The 19,867-nt window shown below is 73.5% G+C and carries 20 protein-coding genes; 13 read left to right on the forward strand and 7 right to left on the reverse strand.

The window, feature by feature from the left end:
* From CCN44_RS33870 to CCN44_RS33885, 4 genes are all read left to right on the forward strand, one after another.
* On the forward strand, positions 1–483 hold a 483-nt coding region (locus tag CCN44_RS33870), incomplete at its 5' end, for an alpha-glucosidase C-terminal domain-containing protein (protein ID WP_244204011.1).
* Positions 484–515: 32 nt separating this feature from the next.
* Positions 516–1,880 carry a maltokinase N-terminal cap-like domain-containing protein gene (locus CCN44_RS33875; RefSeq protein WP_059247354.1) on the forward strand — a complete coding sequence of 455 codons (1,365 nt, stop codon included), beginning with the start codon at positions 516–518 and terminating at the stop codon, positions 1,878–1,880.
* A 3-nt stretch (positions 1,881–1,883) separates the two neighbouring features.
* Positions 1,884–4,085: a 1,4-alpha-glucan branching enzyme gene (gene glgB / locus CCN44_RS33880; RefSeq protein ID WP_086702137.1), complete on the forward strand. Its 2,202-nt coding sequence runs from the start codon at positions 1,884–1,886 to the stop codon at positions 4,083–4,085.
* Between the two features lie 92 nt (positions 4,086–4,177).
* On the forward strand, positions 4,178–5,266 hold the full coding sequence (locus CCN44_RS33885) for a glutamate--cysteine ligase 2 (RefSeq protein ID WP_059247356.1): 1,089 nt from the start codon (positions 4,178–4,180) through the stop codon (positions 5,264–5,266).
* 37 nt (positions 5,267–5,303) lie between these two features.
* Here CCN44_RS33885 and CCN44_RS33890 read toward each other — a convergent pair whose 3' ends face one another.
* Complete coding sequence (locus CCN44_RS33890) at positions 5,304–5,537, reverse strand: DUF6480 family protein (RefSeq protein WP_059247357.1); 234 nt, start codon at positions 5,535–5,537, stop codon at positions 5,304–5,306.
* A 149-nt stretch (positions 5,538–5,686) separates the two neighbouring features.
* Here CCN44_RS33890 and CCN44_RS33895 point away from each other — a divergent pair, with 149 nt between their 5' ends.
* From CCN44_RS33895 to CCN44_RS33915, 5 genes are all read left to right on the forward strand, one after another.
* Positions 5,687–7,582, forward strand: a complete 1,896-nt coding sequence (locus CCN44_RS33895; protein WP_059247358.1) for an AMP-dependent synthetase/ligase — start codon at positions 5,687–5,689, stop codon at positions 7,580–7,582.
* Positions 7,583–7,735: 153 nt separating this feature from the next.
* On the forward strand, positions 7,736–8,170 hold the full coding sequence (locus CCN44_RS33900; RefSeq protein WP_059247359.1) for an ATP-binding protein: 435 nt from the start codon (positions 7,736–7,738) through the stop codon (positions 8,168–8,170).
* A 132-nt stretch (positions 8,171–8,302) separates the two neighbouring features.
* On the forward strand, positions 8,303–9,670 hold the full coding sequence (locus CCN44_RS33905) for an NAD(P)/FAD-dependent oxidoreductase (RefSeq protein WP_223284000.1): 1,368 nt from the start codon (positions 8,303–8,305) through the stop codon (positions 9,668–9,670).
* Positions 9,671–9,766: 96 nt separating this feature from the next.
* Positions 9,767–9,976, forward strand: coding sequence for a DUF4287 domain-containing protein (locus tag CCN44_RS33910; protein WP_059247361.1), 210 nt, complete (start codon positions 9,767–9,769; stop codon positions 9,974–9,976).
* Positions 9,977–10,116: 140 nt separating this feature from the next.
* Positions 10,117–12,339, forward strand: a complete 2,223-nt coding sequence (locus CCN44_RS33915) for an FUSC family protein (RefSeq protein WP_086702140.1) — start codon at positions 10,117–10,119, stop codon at positions 12,337–12,339.
* 4 nt (positions 12,340–12,343) lie between these two features.
* On the opposite strand, the gene CCN44_RS33920 is transcribed toward CCN44_RS33915, so the two are convergent.
* Positions 12,344–13,195: a SigB/SigF/SigG family RNA polymerase sigma factor gene (locus CCN44_RS33920; protein WP_059247363.1), complete on the reverse strand. Its 852-nt coding sequence runs from the start codon at positions 13,193–13,195 to the stop codon at positions 12,344–12,346.
* A 234-nt stretch (positions 13,196–13,429) separates the two neighbouring features.
* Positions 13,430–13,864: an ATP-binding protein gene (locus CCN44_RS33925; RefSeq protein ID WP_086702143.1), complete on the reverse strand. Its 435-nt coding sequence runs from the start codon at positions 13,862–13,864 to the stop codon at positions 13,430–13,432.
* Between the two features lie 125 nt (positions 13,865–13,989).
* Between CCN44_RS33925 and CCN44_RS33930 the strand changes: the two genes are divergently transcribed.
* Complete coding sequence (locus tag CCN44_RS33930; protein WP_059247365.1) at positions 13,990–14,232, forward strand: hypothetical protein; 243 nt, start codon at positions 13,990–13,992, stop codon at positions 14,230–14,232.
* A 267-nt stretch (positions 14,233–14,499) separates the two neighbouring features.
* Entirely contained in the window at positions 14,500–14,958 is a 459-nt protein-coding gene (locus tag CCN44_RS33935; RefSeq protein ID WP_059247366.1) for a cyclic nucleotide-binding domain-containing protein, read from the forward strand.
* 28 nt (positions 14,959–14,986) lie between these two features.
* Here the strand turns inward: CCN44_RS33935 and CCN44_RS33940 are convergent, their stop codons facing one another.
* Positions 14,987–16,309 (reverse strand): MFS transporter, encoded by a 1,323-nt coding sequence (locus CCN44_RS33940; RefSeq protein ID WP_086702146.1) that lies wholly within the window; start codon positions 16,307–16,309, stop codon positions 14,987–14,989.
* An 85-nt stretch (positions 16,310–16,394) separates the two neighbouring features.
* Entirely contained in the window at positions 16,395–17,009 is a 615-nt protein-coding gene (locus CCN44_RS33945; RefSeq protein WP_086702149.1) for a LysE/ArgO family amino acid transporter, read from the reverse strand.
* A 69-nt stretch (positions 17,010–17,078) separates the two neighbouring features.
* On the opposite strand from CCN44_RS33945, the gene CCN44_RS33950 reads away from it, so the two are divergent.
* Both CCN44_RS33950 and CCN44_RS33955 read left to right on the forward strand, forming a co-directional pair.
* Positions 17,079–17,963: a LysR family transcriptional regulator ArgP gene (locus tag CCN44_RS33950; protein ID WP_086702152.1), complete on the forward strand. Its 885-nt coding sequence runs from the start codon at positions 17,079–17,081 to the stop codon at positions 17,961–17,963.
* A 516-nt stretch (positions 17,964–18,479) separates the two neighbouring features.
* Positions 18,480–18,731, forward strand: coding sequence for a WhiB family transcriptional regulator (locus tag CCN44_RS33955; RefSeq protein WP_059247370.1), 252 nt, complete (start codon positions 18,480–18,482; stop codon positions 18,729–18,731).
* 37 nt (positions 18,732–18,768) lie between these two features.
* Here CCN44_RS33955 and CCN44_RS33960 read toward each other — a convergent pair whose 3' ends face one another.
* Positions 18,769–19,218: a DUF6098 family protein gene (locus tag CCN44_RS33960; protein ID WP_059247371.1), complete on the reverse strand. Its 450-nt coding sequence runs from the start codon at positions 19,216–19,218 to the stop codon at positions 18,769–18,771.
* Between the two features lie 164 nt (positions 19,219–19,382).
* Positions 19,383–19,867 (reverse strand): sensor histidine kinase (locus CCN44_RS33965; protein ID WP_208639893.1); only part of this gene is annotated, 485 nt, incomplete at its 5' end.

Below are 19,867 nucleotides of genomic sequence, written 5' to 3' on the forward strand. Positions count from 1 at the left end.
CGCACCCCCATGCAGTGGACCCCCGACCGCAACGCCGGCTTCTCCACGTGCGACCCGGGACGCCTCTTCCTGCCCACCATCATGGACCCGGTCTACGGCTACCAGGTCACCAACGTGGAAGCCTCCATGTCCTCCCCGTCCAGCCTGCTGCACTGGACCCGCCGCATGATCGAGATCCGCAAGCAGAACCCCGCCTTCGGGCTCGGCTCGTTCACGGAACTGCAATCCTCCAACCCGGCGGTCCTGGCGTTCCTGCGCGAGTACGGCGACGACCTCGTGCTGTGCGTGAACAACTTCTCCCGCTTCGCCCAGCCCACCGAACTCGACCTGAGGGCCTACGACGGACGGCACCCGGTCGAGCTGATCGGCGGGGTGCGCTTCCCCGCCATCGGTGAACTGCCGTACCTGCTGACCCTGCAAGGCCACGGCTTCTACTGGTTCCGGCTCACCCGAGTCGCATCCCGCATCGGCCGCCGCCGCTGACCCGCCCGGCGCCGAGGAAAGGACGCGTCACCATGCCGAAGACCATCACCCCCCGACCGCGCACCGCGGCCGGCCTCGACGGGCCCCTGGCCTCGCTGGGCGGGCTGCTGCGCGACTGGCTGCCGAGGCAACGCTGGTTCGCGGGCAAGGACCGGCCCGTCACCGATCTGACGGTGCTGTCCGTGACGGAGCTGTTCCCGGGGTGTCTGCATCTGCTGGTGCACGCCTCGCACGTGCCGGTGCCCACGCCCGGCGGCACTCCCCCGTCCGGGGACTGCTACCAGCTGCTGCTGGGCCTGCGCCCGCACCTCGCCCCCCGGCTGGAGCGGGCCTTCATCGGGCGCGCCGAGGAGGGCCCGCTGGCCGGGCTCGCGGTGTACGACGCGCTGCACGACCCGCGCTCGGCGCATCTGCTGCTGGAGCGCCTGCGGCAGCCAGGCGCGGCGGGCCCGCTGCGGTTCGAGGCGAACCCGGGCGCCCAGCTGCCCGGGGGGCTGCCGCCGCGGCTGCTGGACGCCGAACAGTCCAACTCCTCGATCGTGTACGGCGACGCGTACATCCTGAAGGTGTTCCGCCGGATCCAGCCGGGCGTCAACCCGGACCTGGAGGTGCCGGCGGCGCTGGCCGCGCTGGGCTGCGCCCGGGTGCCCGCGCCGGTGGCCTGGTTCACCACGACCGCGCCCCGCCGGGCCACCCTCGGGGTGCTGCAACCGTTCCTGCCGGACGCCACGGACGGCTGGACGCTGGCGCTGCGCGCGCTCGCCGCGGGCGACGACTTCACCGCGGAGGCCCGCGCGCTGGGCCGGGCCATGGCCGAGGTGCACCTGGCGCTGGCGGAGGCCTTCCCGCCGGCCGGGCCGGGCGAGAACGGCCGGACGGCCGAGGCGATGTGCGCGCGGCTGGACGCCGCCGCGCACGCCGTACCCGGGCTGCTGCCCTTCGTGCCCGGGCTGCGGGCCGCGTTCGGGGCGCTCGCCACCTGCGACACCGGGCCGCCCGCCCAGCGCATCCACGGTGATCTGCACCTGGGGCAGGTGCTGCGGGCCGGCCGCGACTGGTTCGTCATCGACTTCGAGGGCGAGCCGTCCCGTCCGCTCGCCGAGCGGCGGGCTCCGCAGTCCCCGGTGCGGGACGTCGCCGGGATGCTGCGCTCCTTCGACTACGCGGCCCGGCAGCGCCGCCCCTGGCGACCCGAGTGGGCACGCCGCTGCCGGGAGGCGTTCTGTGCGGGCTACGCGGCCCGCGCAGGCTGGGATCCACGCAAGAAGCACGCGCTGCTGCGCGCGCACGAGACGGACAGGGCGGTCTACGAGGTGCTGTACGAGGCGAGACACCGGCCCGACTGGCTGCCGGTACCGATGGCGGCGATCAAACGGCTCGCCGTGTGGGGAGGCTGACTCATGGCACTGAAGGACACCACGCGTCCCGAGGCCGCGGGCCCCAGGCCGCCCGCGGCCGGGCGGCTGGACGCCGCCGACCGCGGCCGGCTGCTGGCCGGCACGCACCACGATCCGCACGCCCTGCTGGGCGCGCACCCGGTGCCGGAGGGCACGCTGTTCCGGGCACTGCGGCCGAACGCCCGGGCGGTGAGCGTCGTGATCGACGGCACGCCGACCGAGCTGCGGTCGGAGGGCGACGGCCTGTTCGCCGCCGTCCTGCCCTGCACCGAGATCCCGCCGTACACCCTGCTGGTGGCGTACGACGACGGTGAGCAGGAGGTGCACGATCCGTACCGCTTCCTGCCCGCCCTGGGCGAGCTGGACCTGCATCTGATCCGGGAGGGCCGGCACGAGCAGCTGTGGCGGGCGCTCGGGGCCGAGCCGATGGTCCACCAGGGCGTGGCCGGCACCCGCTTCACCGTGTGGGCGCCCAACGCCCAGGGGGTACGGGTGGCCGGGGACTTCACGTACTGGGACGGCACGCAGTACCCGATGCGGTCGCTCGGCGCGTCCGGGGTGTGGGAGCTGTTCCTGCCCGGGATCGGCGAGGGCACCCGGTACAAGTTCGAGATCACCTCCCGCTACGGCCACCGGTTCCTGAAGGCCGACCCGATGGCGCGGTGCACGGAGGTGCCGCCGGACACGGCGTCGGTCGTGACGGCGTCGCGGTACGCGTGGGGCGACGCGGAGTGGATGGCGCACCGCGGTGACACCCCCGTGCACCAGGCGCCGTTCTCGGTGTACGAGGTGCATCTGCCGTCCTGGCGCCCCGGGCTGACCTACCGTCAGCTGGCGGAGGAGCTGCCGTCGTACGTGAAGGAGATGGGCTTCACGCACGTGGAGCTGATGCCGGTGGCCGGGTATCCGTTCAGCGGCTCGTGGGGCTACCAGGTCACCTCGTACTACGCGCCGACGCCCCGGCTGGGTTCCCCGGACGACTTCCGGTACTTCGTGGACGCCTGTCACCGGGCCGGCCTCGGCGTGATCATGGACTGGGTCCCGGCGCACTTCCCCAAGGACGACTGGGCGCTGGCCCGGTTCGACGGGGATCCGCTGTACGAGCCCGGGAACGCGCTGCGGGCGGAGCATCCGGACTGGGGGACGTACGAGTTCGACTACGGCCGTACCGAGGTGCGCAACTTCCTCGTCGCCAACGCGGTGTACTGGTGCGAGGAGTTCCACATCGACGGGCTGCGCGTGGACGCGGTCGCCTCGATGCTGTACCTGGACTACTCGCGGGACTCCGGGCAGTGGGAGCCGAACGTGTTCGGCGGCCGGGAGGACCTGGACGCGGTGGCCTTCCTGCAGGAGATGAACGCCACCGTGTACCGGCGCTGCCCGGGCGTGGTGACCATCGCGGAGGAGTCCACCGCGTGGGACGGGGTGACCCGGCCGACGGACAGCGGCGGGCTCGGGTTCGGGCTGAAGTGGAACATGGGCTGGATGCACGACTCGCTGGAGTACATCCAGAAGGAGCCGGTGCACCGCAAGTACCACCACAACGAGATGACCTTCTCGATGGTGTACGCCTACAGCGAGAACTACGTCCTGCCGATCTCGCACGACGAGGTGGTGCACGGCAAGCAGGCGCTGGTGTCCAAGATGCCCGGCGACTGGTGGCAGCGGCGTGCCAATCACCGCGCCTACCTCGGCTTCATGTGGGCCCATCCGGGCAAACAGCTGTTGTTCATGGGGCAGGAGTTCGCGCAGGGGGCCGAGTGGTCCCACACGCACGGCCCGGAGTGGTGGCTGCTCGACGACGACTACCACTCGGCCGGCGACCACCGGGGCGTGCAGGACCTGGTGCGGGAGCTGAACCGGGTGTACCGGGCGACGCCGGCGCTGTGGCAGCGGGACACCGACCCGGGCGGCTTCCGGTGGGTGCTGTGCGACGCGGCGGACGACAACGTCCTGGCCTTCCTGCGGTTCGCCGCCGACGGCGGGCCGCTGCTGGCCGTGTCGAACTTCTCGCCCGTCGTCCGGCACGACTACCGCCTGTGGGTTCCCGAGGGGGTCCCCGTCTGGCGCGAGGAGCTGAACACCGACGACGTCCGCTTCGGCGGCAGCGGGGTCGGCGCCGGCGGCCCGGTCAAGGCCGAGGACGGGTGCGTGCGCCTGACCCTGCCGCCGCTCGCCACCGTGTGGCTGGTGCCGGAGAGCTGAAAGCCGCAGGTGTCGGCGGCCGTCCAAGGGGCAGTCGGGGTCGTACAGACTGACGACTGCCCCTTGTGGCACGGACAGAAGGGCGGCACCACGTGCGCACCGTCGGAGTGGAGGAGGAACTCCTTCTGGTCGATCCGGACACCGGCGTCCCGAAGGCGCTGGCGGCGGCCGTCCTCGCCCGTGCCGCCCAGGACGATCCCGGCCAGGACGTGTTCGAGAAGGAACTGTTCGGGCAGATGCTGGAGTTCGCCACGCATCCGCAGTCGGACATGGCGGACCTCGGCGAGGAGATCGTCCGCTGCCGCAAGGAGGCCGCCCGGCACGCCGGGCAGATCGGCTGCGGGGTCGCCGCGCTGGCCAGCTCTCCGCTGCCGGTCAGTCCCTCCCTCAGCGTGAACGAGCGGTACCAGTGGCTCGCCGAGCGGTTCGGGATACCCACCTGGGACCAACTGGTGTGTGGCTGTCATGTCCATGTATCCGTGGCGTCCGACGAGGAGGGTGTCGCCGTCCTCGACCGGGTCGCCCCGTGGCTGCCGGTGCTGCGGGCGATCAGCGGGAACTCCCCGTTCTGGCAGGGCAGGAACACCGGCTACGCCAGCTACCGCAGCCGGGTGTGGAACCGGTGGCCGTCGGCCGGGCCGACCGAGCCGTTCGGGTCCGCCGAGCGGTACCACCGGCGGGTGGACGACATGGTCGCCACCGGGGTCATCCTGGACGAGGGGATGGCCTACTTCGACGCCCGGCTGTCGGCCCACTATCCGACGGTGGAGATCCGGGTGGCCGACGTGTGCCTGTCCGCGGGCACCGCGACGCTGATCGCGACGCTCTGCCGCGCCCTCGTGGAGACGACCGCCCGCGAGTGGCGCTCGGGCCGGCCGGCCCCCGACCCCGGGGTGAGCCTGCTGCGGCTGGCCGACTGGCAGGCCGCCCGGTTCGGGCTGGACACCGACCTCCTCGACCCGGTCACCCTGCGGCCCCGGCCCGCCCCGCGGGTGCTGCGCAGCCTGCTGGAGTACGTCGGGGACGCGCTCACCGAAAGCGGCGACGCGGACCGGGCCGAGCAGGCCGTGGCCGAACTGCTGCGGACGGGCAACGGCGCACGCGAGCAGCGCGGGCTGCTGGAGCGCACCGGCAGCCTGCGCGACGTCGTCACCGAGTGCGTGCGGCGCACACAGTGCTGACCTCCGGGCGTCCCGGCTCCGGGGCGCCCGGAGGCTCTCAGAGGATCAGGGTCAGGGCGTAGGCCAGGAAGAACGCGGCGATCAGGACGACGAGGACCAGGATCAGCGTCAGCGGGGCCTTGGCCCAGCCCTTCGTCGGATTGTGCGTCTCCCGGGGCCCGGCCTCGGGCAGGCTGCTCTCGGCGGGCGGGGTCTCGCCGGGCGGGACTCCGCCACCGGGCTCCAGCCCGGTGCTGCGTTCGGGCTCCGGATCGGGGTTCACATGACTCATGCCTCCCGAGTCCCCAGGACACGCCCACATCATCAGCCGATCACGACTTCCCCGTTCCCGTCACCGAACGCCGTCACCTGAGCTACATTCGAGCACCGCCGACACCGAGCCGATCGGCGGAGTGACCCTCCGTACTCCGGGAGCAGCGCATGCGGGACGTCGCCCTCGCTCCAGCCGTCACCCCGCCGCTCACCGGCGGCCTCGCCGACAGCGTCTTCCAGCAGGCGGAGCGGAATCCGGCGCTGCCGGTGCTGGCGCGCCGGGCCGGTCCCGCCGCCGGATGGCAGGAGGTCACGGCGGTCGAGCTGCGGGACGAGGTGGTCGATCTCGCCAAGGGGCTGATCGCCGCCGGGATCTCGCCCGGCCACCGGGTCGCCCTGATGGCGCGGACCCGCTACGAGTGGACGGTGCTCGCCCACGCGCTGTGGACCGTGGGCGCCGAGGTCGTGCCGATCCATCCGGGCTCCGCACGCGACCAGGTCGAGTGGATCCTGCGGGACACCGGCTGTGTGGCCGTGGTCGTGGAGGACGAGCAGGGCGTCATGACCGTCGGCACCGTGTGCACCCGGCTGCCGCGGCTGCGGCACGTCTGGCAGCTGGACGCGGGCGCGCTGCCCGACCTGGTGGAACAGGGCGCGGCCGTGCCGTACACCACCGTGGAGTCGCTGCGCCGGATCGTGCTGCCGGACGCCACGGCGGCCATCGTGCACACCTCCGGCAGCTCGGGCCGGCCGCTGGGCTGCGCGCTCAGCCACCGCGGCCTGGCCTACCCCTGCGACACCCTGCTGGCCGGCTGGGTGCACACCGCCGCTCCCCCGGGCGCACAGCCGTCCGTGCTGGCCTTCCTGCCGTTCTCGCACGTCTACGGCATCATGATCATGCTGACGTGCGTCCGCGGCGGGGTGCTGATGGCGCACGAGCCGGAACCGACCGAGACGGCGCTGGCCTCGGCCCTGGCCACGTTCCGGCCGACGTACCTGTACGGTGTGCCGTCGGTGTTCGAGAAGCTGTACAAGACTTTCCTGCGCACCGCCCAACAGGCGGGCCGGGGCGCGCTGTTCGAGCGGGCCGCGCAGACCGCGCGGGACTTCGCCGCGGCCGAGGAGCGCCGGCGGCTGGGCACCGGTCCGGGTCCCGGGCTCGAACTGAGGCTGCAGCACGCCCTGTACGAGCGGACGGTGTACCGCAGACTGCGGGCCGCGCTCGGCGGCCGGGTGGTGCGCGGCACCTCCGGCGGCAGCGCGCTCAGCCGCGAACTGGGCCTGTTCTTCGAGGGCATCGGGGTCTTCGTCAACGACGGCTACGGTCTCACCGAGTCCTCCGGCGGGATCACCATGCAGCCGCTGGGCCGGGAGAAGTCGGGGACCGTGGGGCTGCCGCTGCCGGGCACCGAGATCCAGGTGGCCGACGACGGGGAGATCCTGGTGCGCGGACCGTCGGTGTTCCAGGGCTACATCGGCGACGAGCAGGCCACCCGGGCCGCGCTGCGCGGCGGCTGGCTGGCCACCGGGGACATCGGCCGGCTGGATCCCGAGGGCTATCTGACGATCACCGGCCGCAAGAAGGACATCATCGTCACCAGCGGCGGCAAGAGCGTGGCGCCGGCCCTGCTGGAGCAGCGGCTGCGCATGCATCCGCTGGTGCACCAGGCGGTGGTGATCGGCGACGACCGGCCCTGCGTCGGCGCCCTGATCACCCTGGACCCGGAGTTCCTCGCGCACTGGCGGACCGCCCTGGCGCTGCCGGGCGACGCCCCGGCCCGCGAGACCCGGGAGGAGAACGCGCTGCGGGAGGAGATCGCACGGGCCGTGGCCTCCGCCAACAGTGCGGTGTCCCGCGCGGAGTCCATCAGGGTCTACCGTGTCCTCCAGGAACCGTTCGCACCGGACAACGGGCTGCTCACCCCGTCCTTGAAACTGCGCCGGGACGCCGTCGTGCGGCACTACGCGGCCGAGATCGAGGCGATGTACCAGGCGCGTTCCCGGTCGCGGCCGGTTCCGCAGGAGCCGGCCGAGTGGGACGAACCGGACGATGTCTTCCGCTGAGGGGGTGCGCCGTGAGGACGGCCGGGCCGAGGTGAGACGGATAGCCCGCGCGGCAGGGGGAACCCGCAGCGCAGCGAGAGATCAGCAACGACGACCGCCCTGGTCGGAGGGACCGAGACCGGCCCCTCGGCGCCCGGGGCCCGGGAATGCGAGATGGTGACGGAGCCGCGCTGGGACGAGACACCGCCTTCGGAGGAGAGCTATGAGCGCACGTTCTCCTTCCCCGGTGAGCTGCGCAACGTCACGGGCGCGCGGCTCGCGGCGGAGGAGTTCCTGTGCGCGCTCGCCCGGGACGCGCCACCGGGCGCGCCCGAGTACTGGGACGACATCCTGCTGGTCGTCACCGAGCTGGCCGCGAACGCGATCCAGTACGCGCCGGGCCCGTTCGACCTGCGGATGCGCCGCACGTTCGACGGGGTGCACGTGACGATGCGGGACACCAGCACGACGCGGCCGGAGCCGCGGCCGTTCCATCCCCGCACCGGCGGGGGCGGCATCGGCTGGCATCTGGTGCACACGTTGTGCACCCAGGTCAGTGTCGTCGTGCACGAACGAGGCAAGGACATCCACGCGTTCCTGCCCTGGTGACGTTCGTCTGCCTGCCGCACCCGGCTGGCGCAACGGCCTCCGGCGCGGTGGGATCGGAGTCGGCACAGCGATCCAGGGCAGTCGAACGGCGTGGAGTCGGACCGCCCGGAGCCGCAGAAAGGGAAGGACACCGTGACACGACCCAGGATCCTGGTGGTGGGCGCAGGCTTCGCCGGAGTCGAGTGCGTCCGCCGTCTGGAGCGGAAACTCGCCCCGGACGAGGCCGACGTCACCCTGGTGACGCCGTTCTCCTATCAGCTCTATCTGCCGCTGCTGCCCCAGGTCGCCTCCGGCGTGCTCACGCCGCAGTCGATCGCCCTGTCCTTGCGCCGCAGCAGGAAGTACCGCACCCGGATCATCCCGGGCGGCGCGATCGGTGTGGACCTGAAGGCCAAGGTCTGCGTCATCCGTACCATCACCGACCGGATCGTCAACGAGCCCTACGACTACATCGTGCTGGCCCCGGGCAGCGTGACCCGCACCTTCGACATCCCGGGCCTGACCGAGCACGCCTTCGGCATGAAGACCCTCGCCGAGGCCGCCTACATCCGCGACCACGTCATCTCCCAGCTCGACCTGGCCGACGCCAGCGACGATCCCGCCGAACGGGCCGCGCGGCTGCAGTTCGTGGTGGTCGGCGGCGGCTACGCGGGCACCGAGACGGCGGCCTGCCTGCAACGGCTGACGCACGCGGCGGTGCAGCGCTATCCGCGGCTGGACCCGGGCCTGATCAAGTGGCATCTGATCGACATCGCGCCCAAGCTCATGCCGGAGCTGGGCGACAAGCTCGGCCGCAGCGCGCAGGAGATCCTGAAGCGGCGGGGCATCGAGGTCTCGCTGGGCGTGTCGATCGACAAGGCCGGCGCGGAGGAGGTCACCTTCACCGACGGCCGGGTGGTGCCCACCCACACCCTGATCTGGACGGCCGGTGTGGTCGCCAGTCCGCTCATCGCCACGCTCGGCGCGGAGACGGTCAAGGGCAGGCTGGCGGTCACCGCGGAGATGTGCCTGCCGGGCCACGACGGGGTGTTCGCGCTCGGCGACTCGGCGGCCGTGCCGGACCTGGCCAAGGGCCAGGAGGGCGCGGTCTGCCCGCCCACCGCGCAGCACGCCATGCGGCAGGGCAGGAAGGTCGCCGACAACGTCATCGCGACGCTGCGGGGCGAGCCGATGCAGCCGTACGTGCACAAGGACCTCGGACTCGTCGTCGACCTCGGCGGCAAGGACGCGGTGTCCAAGCCGCTCGGGGTCGAGCTGCGCGGGGTGCCCGCGCAGGCGGTGGCCCGCGGCTACCACTGGTCGGCGCTGCGCACCAACGTCGCCAAGACCCGGGTGATGACCAACTGGCTGCTGAACGCGGTCGCGGGCGACGATTTCGTCCGCACCGGCTTCCAGGCCCGCAAGCCCGCCCGGCTGAAGGACTTCGAGTTCACCGACTCGTACCTGACGCCGGAGCAGATCCGGGCCCGGGTGGAGGGCGGCGCCGCCGGCCGGCAGTGACGTGACCGGGATCACCGGGCTCCGCCGATCATTCCGGACCGGGCCGGCCGTCTTCCCCTGTGATCATCAGCCATCACACGGAGGGGACACCCCGGCATGACCGAGAAGACCGCGCAGGGCCCGGCGAGCTACTTCCCGTCGATCGAGAAGACGTACGGCCGCCCGGTCGGTGAGTGGCAGGAGCTGATCCGCTCCTCGCCGCTGACCCGGCACATGGAGCTGGTCGCCTGGCTGAAGTCCGCGCACGGCCTCGGCCACGGGCACGCGAACGCCCTGGTGGCCGCCACCCTGGCCGAGGGCCGCTAGGGCCTGTCGCCCGGATCATGCCGGCGTCGAGCGACAGGCCCGAGCCCGGGACCGCGTGCGATGCTGGGGCGAGGATCGATGGCTGGTACGGGAGAGAGCACGGCGGCGTGAGGGCAGCGGGACGGTCGGGACGGGTACGGATGTGGGACCGGCTCGCGGCGTCGGATCCCGGGCTGCTCCGGCTCACCGCGGGACTGCGCACGGTCGCCGCCATCGCCCTCACCCTCGCCGTCCTGGCCGTGCTGCGCGTCCCGGTGCCCCATCTGGTCGCCGGGGCCATGGCGGCGATGGTCGCCACCTTCGCCATCCGGGAGAAGCAGCGCGGCCCGCAGGCCGTCACGCTGGCGCTCGGCCTGCCGGTGGCCCTGGCCTCCGTGTCACTGGGCGCGCTGCTCAACCGGTGGGTGGTCGTCGGCGACCTGTTCTTCGTCGTGCTCATCTTCTGCGCCGTCTACGGCCGCCGGTTCGGCGACCGCGGTACGGCGTTGGGGCTGATCGGCTTCCAGATCTACTTCCTGTCGCTGTTCGTGGGCGCGACCACGTCCGCGCTGCCCGCGCTGTACGGCGTCATCTGCGTGGCGTTCGCGTGCGGGGCCGCCGCCCGGTTCGCGCTGCTGCCGCAGACCCCGGCGGGCACCCTGGACCGGCTGCGGCGGGCCTTCCGCGCCCGCCTCGCCCAGCTGCTCGCCACCCAGGCCGAGTTGCTGGACGCCGGCCCCGACGACGCCGAGAAGGTGCTGGCGGACCTGCGCACCGGTACCGCGCGGCTGCACGAGGCCGCGCTGATGATCCAGGGCCGGCTGGAGGACGGCGTCTCGGACCCGGCGGTGGCCCGGCTGCTCCAGCGCCGGATCGCGGACGCGGAGATCGCCGCCGAGCGGCTCGGTCTGCTGCTGCTCACGGCGCGCAGCGCCCGGCGGACCGACACCCTGACCCTGCATCTGCCGGGTGCCCCGCTGCCCACCGGGAGCGAGCTTCCGGTGCGGGACGAGGCGTCGGATGCGCTGCGCCGGGATCTGGAGGCGCTGCGGCTGCTGGTGCTGCGGCCGGCCGGGGAGGCGTCGGGGACCGCACTCGCCCAGGTGCGCAACCGGCTGCTCGGCTACCGCGAGGAGGAGAACCTGCCCCCGGCGTCCCCGGCCGTGCAGGACGTCTTCCGGGGTCTGGGCGAGACGGCCCGGGCGGCGCTGGGCCTGCGGGTCGCCATGGAGGGGCCGCAGGACGAGTCCGACGACACCCCGGCGACCGCCCGCTCGCGCGAGGAACTGGACGCGGAGGACGCCGCGATCGAGGTCAGCGAGGAGAGCGAACCGGAGGAGCCGGAGCCGGCCGGCCTGCAGCGGCCCACCACCCGGGCCGCCGTCCAGGTGGCGGTGGGCTCCTCGCTGGCCATCGCCGGCGGCGAGCTGCTGTCCAGCCAGCGCTGGTACTGGGCGGTGCTCACCTGCTGGATCGTGTTCCTGAACACCGCCTCGACGGGCGAGATCCTGGTGAAGGGCTACCGCCGGCTGCTGGGCACGGTGCTGGGCGTGGTGGCCGGCATCGGGCTCGCCGCGCTGGTCGGCCACCACACGTGGACGGCGTTCGCGCTGGTGCTGCTGTTCATCTTCGCGATGTTCTACACCGCGCCGCTGTCGTACACGTTGATGTCGTTCTTCGTGACGGCCATGCTCGGGCTGCTGTACACCCTGCTGCACACCTACAGCCTGTCGGTGCTGGTGCTGCGGATCGAGGAGACGGCGCTCGGCGCGGCCTGCGGGGTGATCGCGGCGGCCGTGGTGCTGCCGATCCACACCGACCGCCGTACCAACGACCTTCTTGTGACGGTCCTCGACCGGCTCGCCGATGTGACGCGGGGCGCCGTGGATCAGCTGAGCGGCGGGGCGGGCGGCGATCTGGTGGAACAGGCGCGCGCCCTCGACCAGGCGCTGGCCGATCTGCGGGCGGCCACCCAGCCGCTGACCCATCCGATCACGCCGCTGCGCGCGCGCCGGGACACGGCTCGGTACGTGGTGGCGCTGCTGGAGACCTGCGCGTACCACGGACGTTCGCTCGCGGCCACCGCGGAGCTGCTGCCGACGCATCCGTCGATCGCGGCGGATCCGCGGCTGCGCGGGGCGTGCGGGCGGATCGTGCACAACATCGAGGCGATCGCCGCGCATGTCGCGGACCCGCGGTCCGGCGCGGAGACAGAAACCGGCCCCAGCATCGCGTCGATGCTGGAGCCGGGCACCCTGCGCACCCCGCGCTACGGCCGGGTCACCGACCGGGTGCTGCGTCATCTGCAGCGGCTGGACGAGGCCGTCTCCGGTCTGGCCCGGCCGCTGGGCGTGGCCGGCGGGCCGGTCCAGCCGCGGACGTGACCGCTCACCGCTGGTCGCTGCCGCCGGGGCGGCGGCTGCCGAGCACCTCGTCGCGCACGCGGGCGCAGCTGCGGCTGATCAGCCGGGAGACGTGCATCTGGGAGATGCCGAGCCGGTCGGCGATGCGGCTCTGCGTCATGTCCTCGAAGAACCGCATGTAGAGGATGGCCCGCTCGCGTTCGGGCAGCCGGCGCAGCCCCTCCTTGGCGGCCTCGCGGTCGACCACGACGTCGTAGGAGTTGTCCGCCGCGCCGAGGGTGTCGGCGAGGCTGTAGCCGTCGTCGCCGGCGGACAGTTCGGCGTCCAGCGAGAGGGTGCTGAAGCTCTCCAGCGCCTCCAGGCCGGCGGTCACCTCCTCCTCGGTGAGGCCGGTGTGGGCGGCGATGTCGGCGACGGTGGGTTCGGGGCTGCCGGGGTTCTGGGTGAGCTCCCGCCGGGCGACCCGCACCCGGTTGCGCAGTTCCTGCACCCGGCGCGGCACCCTGAGCGCCCACATCCGGTCGCGGAAGTGCCGCTTGACCTCTCCGGTGATGGTCGGGACGGCGTAGCTCTCGAAGGCCCCGCGGGAGGGGTCGAAGCGGTCGATGGCCTTCACCAGGCCGAGGGCCGCCACCTGGCGCAGATCCTCGACGGACTCGCCCCGGTCGCGGAACCGGCCGGCGATCCGGTGCGCCATGGGCAGCCAGGCGGTGACGAGTTCGTCGCGTACGGCGTCCCGCTCGGGGCCCTCGTCCAGTTCCGCCAGCCGGGCGAACAGCTCCGCGGTGTCGGGGGCGTCGTCGTGGCTGCGCCGGGTGGGGGCAGCGGCGGACGTGGCGGTCGTGCCGGGACGGCTTGTCGACATGTCGGTCAGCATTGCGGAATCGCTCCTGAACGTGGTTTCAGGGCACGGCCGGAACGGGGGTTCCGGGTCCTGGCCCGAACGGTGGTGTCAGGGTTCGCCGCGGGTGAGCCGCCGGGGCCCGCCGGGAGGGGCCCAGGCAGCGGTCTGGGTACCCGCTGGGCTCGCGCCTCCGGTCCGAAGCACGAGATTCCGTCTGCCCCTCGGCCCAGCGGGCAAACGCCGCCGACCGGAACTTCGAAAACCGCTTCAGCGCAGCGGGACCACGGCCGTGATGCACTTGCCGCCGCGGGGCAGCTCGGCCACCCGGACGTCCCGGGCCAGCCGGCACACGATGGGCCAGCCCCGGCCGCCGGGCCGGGCGGTGTTCCGGTCGTCGCCGGGGCGACGGATCACCGGCAGTTCGTCGCTGCGGTCGCTGACCGAGACCCGGACGCCGCCGGAGTCCACGTCGACGTCGAAGCCGGTGATGCCGCCGCCGTGCAGGACGGCGTTGGTGGTGAGTTCCGAGGTCACCAGCAGGGCGTCCGCGACGGCCTCGGGCGGGCAGGGCAGGGCGCGGGCCCTGCACCCTTCGGTCATGACCCGCTCCACCGTTCTGCGGGCCTCGGCCGGCCGGCACGGTATCCGGCGGCGGGGTTCCTGCAGGGGTGCGGCGGAGCTGGTCGGGTGATGATCGAGCATCCCTTCCTCCTCGAGCGGTGCCCGGATTGCAGGGGTCTCTCCCCTTCCGGCTGACCCCTGAGGGCGGGGTCAAACACGTTCGGTGGCGCTGCCATCACCCGGGATCCCCGGGGTACCCGGACGCCATGACCGATGTGGTGGACGCGGACGAGTTGTTGCGGCGGATCCGGCGCGGCCGGGAGCGTGCGGCCGAGGAGGAGCGGGCCTGGCGGGAGCGGGCGCGCAGCCTGACGGCGACGGATCCGGAGGGCGCCCGGGAGGCGGCCGACCGGGCCCGGGCGTTCGAGGCGGTGCTGCGGGTGCTGGAGGAGATCGTCCGCCCGGGCGGGGATCCGGTGCGGACGGAAGGAGTGAAACAGGTCACTTGACCCGGTTTCGGTTACCCAAAAGTACGGCAGATGGTTTACTGTTCATCCATACGTGATGCGGGAGTGGCGCGGAACCGTCCTTCCCCGCTCCACGCGTCACCGCATACGGCCCTGGCTGGTTTCCCCCGTCCAGCCAGGGCTTTTTGCTGCCCGGAGCACGGCACGAGGACCACGGTCCGCTTCCTTCGACATGCCCGGCGGGCGCACAGCGGCTGAAATGGGCTTGAGCACAGCACCGCAACCGCCGCCGGCGAGGAGCCCCGCGCCATGACCAAAGCGATCAAACTGCTCACCGCCCTCCCCCAGGCGCAGCGCGAGCGCCTGATGGAGCTGGCCAAGGAGGTGTCCTTCCCGGAGGACACCCGCATCTTCGAGGCGGGCGGCACCGCCGACCGGTTCTGGGTGATCCGCTCGGGCGCGGTCCACCTGGACCAGCAGGTCACCGCCCGGCAGCGGGTGACCGTGGCCTCGCTCGGCGCGGGCGACCTGCTCGGCTGGTCCTGGCTGTTCCCGCCGTACGAGTGGGACTTCGGCGCGGTGGCCTTCACCGACGTGCGCGCCTACGAGTTCGAGGGGCCGCCGGTGCTCGGGCTGTGCGTGGAGGATCCGCTGCTCGGGCTCTCGCTGGTGCGGACGGTGGCCGAGATCCTCGCCAGCCGGCTGGAGACGACCCGCGGAAAGCTGATGGAGCAGTACACGATGCGGCGGCGCAGCGGCCCGATCTAGCCGGCGGCACCGGCGGCGGCCCCGGCTGTCAGATCCGGTAGCGGCGCAGGGCGGGGACGGCGCCGGCCAGTGCCAGCATCGCCACGACGACCAGGGCGCCGCCGCCGGCCACGGCGGCCCGCGGGCCGAACACCGAGCCGGCGGTGCCGTGCAGCACGTCGGCCAGGCGCGGACCGCCCGCGACGACCACCGTGAACACCCCCTGCATCCGGCCGCGCATCTCGTCGGTCGCCGCCGACAGCAGGATGGCCCCGCGGAACACCATCGAGACCATGTCGGCGACGCCCGCCACGACGAGGCAGGCCACGGCCAGCCAGAGGTTCCCGCTCAGCCCGAACCCGGCGACGGCCACCCCCCAGCCGACGACCGCCCCGATGACCATCCAGCCGTGCCGGCGGGCCCGCGAGAAGACGCCGGAGAACAGGCCGCCGAGCACCGCGCCGACCGGGATGCCGGCGAACAGCACGCCGAGCGCGAAGCCCTCGCCGTAGGAGCCGTACGTGTGCGCGGCCAGCTCCGGGAACAGGGCGCGGGGCATGCCGAACACCATGGCGACGATGTCGGCGAGGAAGGACAGCAGCAGCACCTTGTGCCGGGAGATGTAGCGGAACCCGGCCGCGATCTCGCGCACCCCGGCGCGGCGGGCGACGGCCTCGCCGAGCGGCGGCAGCGCGGGCAGCCGCACGACGGCCCACACGGTCACGCACAGCGCCAGCGCGTCGATCAGATACAGCTCGGGCAGCCCGATGACCGGGATGAGCACGCCCGCCAGCAGTGGACCGGCCACCAGGCCGGTCTGCATCACGGTCGAGCCGAGCGCGTTCGCGGCCGGGAGCTGCTCCGCGGGGACCAGTCGGGCGATGGAGGCGGTGCGGGCGGGCGCGTTGAGTCCGAAGAACGCCTGTTGCAGCGCGAGCAGGATCATGAGGACGACGACCGAGTCCAGGCCGCTGACGGCCTGCGCCCAGAACAGCAGCGAGGTCGCCGCGATGCCGGTGTTGGTGACCAGCAGCAGCTTGCGGCGGTCCACGGTGTCGGCGACCGCCCCGCCCCACAGCGCGAAGGCCACCATCGGCAGCAGGCCCGCGAGGCTCGCGTAGCCGACCCAGGCCGAGGAGTGGGTGATGTCGTAGATCTGCTTGGGTACGGCGACGGCGGTGAGCTGGCTGCCGACGGCGGTCACGATGGTCGACGACCACAGGCGTCGGTAGGCGGGGATGCGCAGCGGGCGGGTGTCCATCGCCCAGCGGCGCCAGCCGCGCCGCGGCGGGTCCTCGGCCGCCGGCGCGTCGGGCCCGGTCCCTGTCCCGGACCGCTCGGTCTCGGTGCTGCTGCTCTCGCTCGTGTCCACGGCCGTCCTGGTTGCTCGTTACATCTTTTTCGCTTCGAGAGCCTAACTGTCCCAGGAACTGCTGTGCGCCCAGAACGGATTCGGCTCAGGCGCCGGCGATCAGGGTGGCGCCCAGGACCAGCATGGTGACGGCGACCAGGCCGTCCAGGACCCGCCAGGCGCCCGGCCGGGCCAGGAACCGGCCGAGCAGCCGGGCGCCGAAGCCGAGCGCGGCGAACCAGCACAGGCTGGCGAGCGCGGCGCCGAGCCCGAAGGTCCAGCGCAGCGGCCCCCGGTCGGCGGCCAGGGAGCCGAGCAGGAACACGGTGTCCAGGTAGACGTGCGGGTTCAGCCAGGTCAGCGCCAGGCAGGTGAGCACCGCCCGGCGGCGCGAGCCGGCCGCCTCGCCCTCCGCGCGCAGCCCGGTGCCGGGTTTGAGCACCCGGCGGGCGGCCAGGGCGCCGTAGCAGAGCAGGAAGGCGCCGCCCACGATCCCGACCGCCCGCAGCGCGCCCGGCCAGGCCACCACCACCGCGCCGACCCCGCCCACGCCGAGCGCGATGAGCAGCGCGTCGGACAGGGCGCAGATGCCGACGACGGCGAGGACGGCGTCCCGGCGCACCCCCTGCCGGAGGACGAAGGCGTTCTGCGCGCCGATGGCGACGATCAGGGAGAGGCCGGTGCCGAATCCGGCGACCGCGGCGGTCAGGGCGTGGTTCATGCCGTCGACGCTAGAAAAGCCCTGGTACGAAGTACAGCTAAAGATTTTTACGTACCCTTAGCTCTCGTGATGTCAGAGCTGCCCCTGGAACAGGTCCGGACGCTGCTGGCCGTGGTGGACGAGGGCACGTTCGACGCGGCCGCCGCCGCGCTGCACGTGACGCCGTCGGCGGTCAGCCAGCGGGTCAAGACCCTCGAACAGCGCACCGGCCGGGTGCTGCTCCAGCGCACCAAACCGGTGCGGCCCACGGAGTCCGGCGCGGTGCTGGTGCGGTTCGCCCGGCAGCTGGCCCGGCTGGAGCGGGACGCCTGGGGCGAGCTGGGCCTCAGCGGGACCGGGGAGCCGACGCGGGTGTCGGTCGCGGTGAACGCGGACTCGCTGGCGACCTGGTTCCTGCCGGCGCTGACCCGGGTCCCGGGCCTCTGCTTCGAACTGCACCGGGAGGACGAGGACCACACGGCGGCGCTGCTGCGCGAGGGCCTGGTGATGGCGGCCGTGACCTCCTCCCCCGACCCGGTGCCCGGCTGCACGGTCCGTCCGCTCGGCCGGATGCGCTATCTCCCGGTGGCCGCCCCCGAGTTCGCCGCGGCCCACCTGGACGGGCGGCCCCTGCCGGAGGCGCTGTCCCGGGCGCCCGTGGTGGCCTTCGACCGCAAGGACGACTTCCAGGACGGCTTCGCCCGCCGGCTCGGCCGCGGCTCCGCCGGCCCGTTCCGGCATCATGTGCCCACCTCGGAGGGGTTCTTGGACGCGGTCGCCGCCGGGCTCGGCTGGGGCATGGTCCCCGAGGTGCAGGCCGGACCGCTGCTGGAGCGGGGGCGGCTGGTGGTGCTCGCCCCCGGTGAGTGGATGGACGTCACGCTCCACTGGCAGCAGTGGAGGCTCGACTCCCCGGCGCTGGCGGCCCTGGCCGAGGCGGTCGCCGAGACCGCGGCGGAGGCACTGCGCGGCTGAGCCCGGGGAGCGTCGGCGCGGCCCGGGCGCACGGGCGCCGGAGGTGTCGAGGGCCCGCGGCTCCGCGGCGCCCGAGGCCGGCGCGGCTGGGACGCCGTGGAGCCGCGGTACTCCGACGGTGGAGCGCGCTCGGGCCCCCGGTGCTACGGCGCCGAAGCCGCGTCCCTCGCGCCCGGCTGACGGTCATGGGGCGGGCGGCGGAGGGCCCGTGGCGACGGACGGCGTCCCGCGACGGTGTGGCGGTCCCCGGACCCGGCGGTCGGCCGGCCCGAACTCCCCGCCGCCGGTGCCCCGTCGGGCGGCGCGGTGCCCTCTTTCGCCCCGTCCGACGGCCTGTTGACCGGGGGCGATTCCGCCAGGACCGACACCGCGCCGGACGGCCGGGCCGCGCGCTTGTCCCGATCCCCTTCCGGTTGTGCCGTTTCACGCCGTCCCGACCGGTCACCCGAACCGGAGCGACGCATGCGGACCGCATGCGACAGGCACGGACGACTTCGATCCGACCAGGAGACTCCGATGGACAATTGGCGCGACCATGCCGCGTGCCGTCATGAGGACCCCGACCTGTTCTTCCCGATCGGTACCACCGGGCCGGCGCAGGTGCAGACCGAGCAGGCCAAGGCGGTGTGCGGGCACTGCCCGGTCCGTGAGCAGTGCCTGGAGTGGGCGCTGGGGTCGGGGGAGATCATCGGCATCTGGGGCGGTACGACGGAGCTGGAGCGCCGGTCGCTGCGGCGCCGCGCCCGCTCCCGGCCGCGCTCGGGCTGACCGGCGACCGGCTCGGGCCGACGGGGACGAGGGGGGCTCAGCGGCCACGGCGGCGCAGGGTCCCCCAGTTCCGCTCCTGCCGGGCCACCTCCTCGCGGGCCGCGTCGATCACGTCGTCGGCGATCCAGCACAGCGGCTCGACGTCGGCGACGAGCGGCTCGTTGTCGGGGCCCCGGCCGGTCTCCCGGCCCCGCAGGACCCAGGGCCGTACGCCGGGCCCCTTGTCGTGCGGCAGGTGCGCGTAGTCGTAGAGACGGCGCGCCACCCACAGCTCCACCGAACGGTCCTCCCACCAGTCCTCCACGTCGAGCGGGTTGGCGGACAGCCCGGGCATGGGGACGCCGGTGAGCTCGTCGGTGCTGGAGACGTCCTCCAGGTCGGCGCCCGGCCCCTTGGACCAGCGCACGTACAGGCCCTGCCGCCGTTCCACCAGGCGGGCCACCTCGGCGAGCGTGGAGACGACCGGCAGATCCTCCGGTGCGCTCATGGCATGACCTCCCTCTGCTGCGCGTCGCGCGACCGGAGTACCCCCGGCGCGCGCCGGAAATCGGACCGCGGCACTCCGCTCTCCGGACTCGCCACCGGACGGCCCACTCCGGCTCGTCACCGGACGGCCTCTCCGCCTCGCCACCGGACGGCCTCTCCGCCTCGTCACCGGGCGGCGGTCTCCGGTTCGTCGCCGGGCGGCGGTACGGCCGGCAGCCGCAGGGTGAACACCGCGCCCGCCCCCGGCTCGCTCGCCGCCCCGGCCGTGCCGCCATGGGCGGCGACCAGGTGGCGGACGATCGACAGGCCGAGGCCGCTGCCGCCGGTGCGGCGGCTGCGGGACTTCTCCGCGCGCCAGAACCGCTCGAAGACGTGCGGGAGGTCCTCGGCCGCGATGCCGGGGCCGGTGTCGGTGACGGTGAGCACGATCTTGTCGCCGTCCCGGCGGGCCGCGAGCGTGACCGTGCCGCCGGCGGGGGTGTGCCGCAGCGCGTTGGAGACCAGGTTCCCGAGGGCCTGCCGCATCCGCACCGGGTCGGCGTCCAGCCAGGCGGCGCCGTCGGTCCCGGTGCGCAGGGCGACCCCGGCCGCGTCGGCGGCGACGCGGTGAGCGGCGGCGACCTGGTCGAGCAGGTCGCCGGCGCGCAGCG

This window comes from Streptomyces tricolor, from assembly GCF_002155905.1.
In the GTDB taxonomy this organism is placed as follows: domain Bacteria; phylum Actinomycetota; class Actinomycetes; order Streptomycetales; family Streptomycetaceae; genus Streptomyces; species Streptomyces tricolor.

Coding starts and splice junctions, on each gene's coding strand:
- CCN44_RS33875 (WP_059247354.1), top strand. CDS start 516: ATGCCGAAGACCATCACCCCCCGACCGCGCACCGCGGCCGGCCTCGAC.
- glgB (WP_086702137.1), top strand. CDS start 1,884: ATGGCACTGAAGGACACCACGCGTCCCGAGGCCGCGGGCCCCAGGCCG.
- CCN44_RS33890 (WP_059247357.1), bottom strand. CDS start 5,537: ATGAGTCATGTGAACCCCGATCCGGAGCCCGAACGCAGCACCGGGCTG.
- CCN44_RS33895 (WP_059247358.1), top strand. CDS start 5,687: ATGCGGGACGTCGCCCTCGCTCCAGCCGTCACCCCGCCGCTCACCGGC.
- CCN44_RS33900 (WP_059247359.1), top strand. CDS start 7,736: ATGGTGACGGAGCCGCGCTGGGACGAGACACCGCCTTCGGAGGAGAGC.
- CCN44_RS33910 (WP_059247361.1), top strand. CDS start 9,767: ATGACCGAGAAGACCGCGCAGGGCCCGGCGAGCTACTTCCCGTCGATC.
- CCN44_RS33915 (WP_086702140.1), top strand. CDS start 10,117: ATGTGGGACCGGCTCGCGGCGTCGGATCCCGGGCTGCTCCGGCTCACC.
- CCN44_RS33920 (WP_059247363.1), bottom strand. CDS start 13,195: ATGCTGACCGACATGTCGACAAGCCGTCCCGGCACGACCGCCACGTCC.
- CCN44_RS33925 (WP_086702143.1), bottom strand. CDS start 13,864: ATGCTCGATCATCACCCGACCAGCTCCGCCGCACCCCTGCAGGAACCC.
- CCN44_RS33930 (WP_059247365.1), top strand. CDS start 13,990: ATGACCGATGTGGTGGACGCGGACGAGTTGTTGCGGCGGATCCGGCGC.
- CCN44_RS33935 (WP_059247366.1), top strand. CDS start 14,500: ATGACCAAAGCGATCAAACTGCTCACCGCCCTCCCCCAGGCGCAGCGC.
- CCN44_RS33945 (WP_086702149.1), bottom strand. CDS start 17,009: ATGAACCACGCCCTGACCGCCGCGGTCGCCGGATTCGGCACCGGCCTC.
- CCN44_RS33950 (WP_086702152.1), top strand. CDS start 17,079: ATGTCAGAGCTGCCCCTGGAACAGGTCCGGACGCTGCTGGCCGTGGTG.
- CCN44_RS33955 (WP_059247370.1), top strand. CDS start 18,480: ATGGACAATTGGCGCGACCATGCCGCGTGCCGTCATGAGGACCCCGAC.
- CCN44_RS33960 (WP_059247371.1), bottom strand. CDS start 19,218: ATGAGCGCACCGGAGGATCTGCCGGTCGTCTCCACGCTCGCCGAGGTG.